Here is a 3,640-nt window from a genome sequence, read left to right as displayed (position 1 = left end):
GCTGGGCTGAATATCCCGGCAAGAAACCTAAGCAGACTTTGCCAGAACGCAGTGGCTGGATGTTGATGATGCAGGATGGTGATGATGTGTGGTTAGAGCAGCGTCCGCCGGTTGGCCTGTGGGGCGGATTGTTCTGCTTCCCACAATTTACAAGTGAGCAAGCGCTAACTGACTGGCTAACCGAGCGCGGCATTCATGCCAAACCTCAGCAGCTCACCGCGTTCCGCCATACCTTCAGCCATTTCCACTTAGACATTGTGCCTATGTGGCTAGCATGGCCTTCGGCTGGGTCGCTGATGGATGAAGCGGGCGGTCTCTGGTATAACTTAGCGCAACCACCGTCAGTGGGTTTGGCGGCGCCGGTTGAGCGCTTGCTGCATGAATTGCGCCATCCCCAGCAGCTTACGCGTCGAGCAGACGTGACCGAAGAGGAAGAGTAATGAGCCGCACCATTTTTTGTACTTATCTGCAACGCGACGCTGAAGGTCAGGACTTTCAGCTCTATCCTGGCGAGCTAGGTAAGCGCATCTTTAATGAGATCTCCAAAGAAGCCTGGCAGCAGTGGATGTCCAAGCAAACCATGCTGATCAATGAGAAGAAATTGAGCATGATGAATCCGGAAGATCGCAAAGTGCTGGAGAAGGAGATGATCAATTTCCTGTTCGAAGGCAAAGATGTGCACATTGAAGGTTACACCCCGCCAGAAAAATAACCGTTCAGGGCTTCCCTTTGAGGCCCTCTTTTTCGATTCAGGCACGCATTAACAATGAATAAAAAACTGATAGCGCTCTTGGTGATTGCACCACTTTTGGTCTCCTGCTCCGGACAAAAAAAATCGCAGTACCATGAAGAGTGGGTCAAGGACACCAACGGTTTTGATATTTTGATGGGTCAGTTTGCCCACAATATTGAAAACATTTGGGGAATCAATGAAGTTCTGATCGCCGGACCGAAAGATTACGTCAAATATAGCGACGGCTATTACACCCGCAGTCACATCAACTTTGACAGCGGTAGCATCACCATTGAGACCATTTCCGGCACCGATCCGATGGCCAGCCTGCGTCAGGCGATCATCACCACGCTGTTGATTGGCGAAGATCCGGGCAATGTCGATCTCTACTCCGATGCCAACGATATTCAAATCAGTAAAGAGCCGCTGCTGTACGGCCAGGTGCTGGATAATACCGGCCAGCCAATTCGCTGGCAGGGCCGCGCCGGCAGCTTTGCTGATTACCTGATTCAAAACAAACTGCAGAAACGCACCTCCGGATTACACGTCATCTGGTCGGTTACCATTCCGATGGTGCCAAACCACCTCGACAAACGTGCGCACAAATATCTGCCGATGGTGCGTAAAGCCGCTGAGCAATATGGCGTCGATGCGTCACTGATTCTGGCTATTATGCAGATTGAATCGAGCTTCAACCCGTATGCGGTTAGCCATGCTGATGCGCTGGGACTGATGCAGGTGGTGCAGCATACCGCCGGTGTCGATGTGTTCCGCATGAAGGGCAAAGGCGGCAAACCGAGCCGCAGCTATCTGCTTGATCCTGAGAATAATATTGATGCGGGCACCGCGTATTTGTCGCTGCTGCAGAGAAGTTATTTAGGCGGGATTCAGGATCCGACATCACGGCGTTATGCGGTGATTACGGCGTACAACGGCGGTGCGGGCAGCGTGCTGCGCGTGTTCTCCAGCGATAAGGATCGCGCGTTCTCGTCAATAAATAGTATGTCGCCGACGGAAGTTTACCAGACGCTGACCACCAATCATCCATCGGCGGAATCGCGGCGTTATCTGTATAAAGTGAGCCAGGCGCAGCGCAGTTATCGTCGGTTTTAAGCTGGTGCGGTTTGCCCCTCATCCCAACCTTCTCCCGCCTGCGGGAGAAGGAGCTAAAAATTCCCTCTCCCGCTAGCGGGAGAGGGTTAGGGTGAGGGCAATCAGCTCACCATCATATTCGCCACTAGACACAAACGCCCGCTCTCATCTTCTTCGGTGTAAACCCCTTGCAGCTCCGGCGAGAAGCCCGGCAGCAGGTTGATGCCCTCTTACAGCGCGAGGAAATAGCGCTGCACCGCGCCGCCCCACACTTCGCCAGGCACCACGCACAACACGCCCGGCGGATACGGTAACGCGCCTTCGGCCGCAATGCGCCCTTCGGCTTTGGCAATCGGCACCAGCTCCACTTCGCCGCGAATATAGGCCTGATGCGCATCCTGCGGATTTAATTTCACCGGCGGGAAACAGGCTGAACGGAACATCGCTTTCTGCAGATCCTTCACATCGAAACTGACGTAGAGATCGTGCATCTCCTGACACAAGCGGCGCAGCGTGTAACCTTTGTAGCGCTCGATATTCTTGCGATACACGCTCGGCAGCACTTCCGCCAGCAGCGCATCCTCGCGCACGTGCTGCTCAAACTGCACCAGCATCGCCACCAGATGCGCCATCTTTTCCGGCGTTTCTGCTGGCGTTAGCAGAAACAGAATCGAGTTGAGGTCGCACTTCTCCGGCACGATGCCGTTCTCGCGCAGATAGTTGGCCAGAATAGTCGCTGGAATACCGAAGCTGGTGTACTCACCGCTGGCGGCATCAATGCCCGGCGTGGTAAGCAGCAGCTTGCAGGGATCAACCAGATACTGTTGTTGCGCGTAACCTTCAAAGCCGTGCCACTTCGCGCCCGGTTCCAGGCTGAAGTAAGCGGGATCGGCGGCGATAGCTTCCGTTTCAGCCGCTTGCCACAGTTTGCCGTGGACCTTCTCCGGCAGGAACGGCTGAATCATCTCGCAACGTTCCAGAATCGCCTTGCGCGCATCAATGCCGATAGTGACGCACTCGTGCCACATGCTGCGTCCCGCCTCGCCTTTATGCATGCGGGCGTTGATATCCAGCGCGGCAAACAGCGGATAGAACGGGCTGGTTGAGGCGTGCAGCATAAACGCATTATTGAGGCGCTTGTGCGGACAGAAACGCTTCTGCCCACGGATGTGATTGTCTTTTTTGTGGATCTGCGACGTCTGCGAGAAACCGGCCAGCTGCTTGTGCACCGATTGCGTGACAAAGATGCCCGGATCGTTCTCGTTCAACTCCAGCGTTAGCGGCGAACAGCCGGCCATCAGCGGAATAAACTGCTCGTAGCCAACCCACGCCGAATCGAACAGGATGTAATCGCACAGATGGCCGATGCGATCGACCACCTGACGCGCGTTGTACACCGTGCCATCGTAGGTGCCGAGCTGAATAATCGCCAGGCGGAAAGGTCGCTGATCGTTGGCACGATCGGGTGCCACTTTAGCGATTTCTTCACGCAGATAAGCATCGTCAAAACAGTGCGCATCAATGCCGCCGATAAAGCCAAACGGATTGCGCGCCGCTTCCAGATAGACCGGCGTCGCGCCCGCCTGAATCAGCGCGCCGTGATGGTTGGATTTGTGGTTGTTACGGTCAAACAGCACCAGATCGCCGCGCGTCAGCAGTGCGTTGGTCACCACTTTGTTGGCGCTGGACGTGCCGTTGAGCACGAAGTAAGTTTTGTCGGCGTTAAACACTTTCGCCGCGAACTTCTGCGCATCTTTGGCTGAGCCTTCGTGGATCAGCAGATCACCGAGCTTGACGTCGGCGTTGCACATATCC

General features: G+C 55.0%; 3 protein-coding genes and 1 pseudogene. 3 read left to right on the top strand and 1 reads right to left on the bottom strand.

The genetic code is table 11. The features are described 5' to 3' along the window. The 3 genes from RTY00_RS21855 to mltC form a co-directional block, all read left to right on the top strand. A partial coding sequence (locus tag RTY00_RS21855; protein WP_312666199.1) for an NUDIX domain-containing protein occupies window positions 1-440 on the top strand: 440 nt, incomplete at its 5' end. After that, a complete protein-coding gene (locus tag RTY00_RS21850; protein ID WP_007890330.1) occupies window positions 440-712 on the top strand; it encodes an oxidative damage protection protein in 273 nt (90 codons plus the stop codon). The genes RTY00_RS21855 and RTY00_RS21850, both read left to right, overlap by 1 nt. A gap of 54 nt (window positions 713-766) precedes the next feature. After that, window positions 767-1,846, top strand: coding sequence for a membrane-bound lytic murein transglycosylase MltC (mltC, locus tag RTY00_RS21845; RefSeq protein ID WP_008107227.1), 1,080 nt, complete (start codon window positions 767-769; stop codon window positions 1,844-1,846). A gap of 101 nt (window positions 1,847-1,947) precedes the next feature. Here mltC and speC read toward each other — a convergent pair. Then, window positions 1,948-3,640 (bottom strand): annotated as a pseudogene (gene speC, locus RTY00_RS21840) (ornithine decarboxylase); the annotation flags it as partial.

It is taken from the genome of Pantoea sp. CTOTU49201 (assembly GCF_032054795.1).
GTDB lineage: Bacteria > Pseudomonadota > Gammaproteobacteria > Enterobacterales > Enterobacteriaceae > Pantoea > Pantoea symbiotica.
The sequence above is the reverse complement of the archived record's forward strand: the minus strand, read 5'-3'. Positions and strand labels throughout refer to the sequence as shown.

Excerpts from the sequence above, each read along its gene's own strand:
- RTY00_RS21850 (WP_007890330.1), top strand. The coding sequence starts at position 440 with ATGAGCCGCACCATTTTTTGTACTTATCTGCAACGCGACGCTGAAGGT.
- mltC (WP_008107227.1), top strand. The coding sequence starts at position 767 with ATGAATAAAAAACTGATAGCGCTCTTGGTGATTGCACCACTTTTGGTC.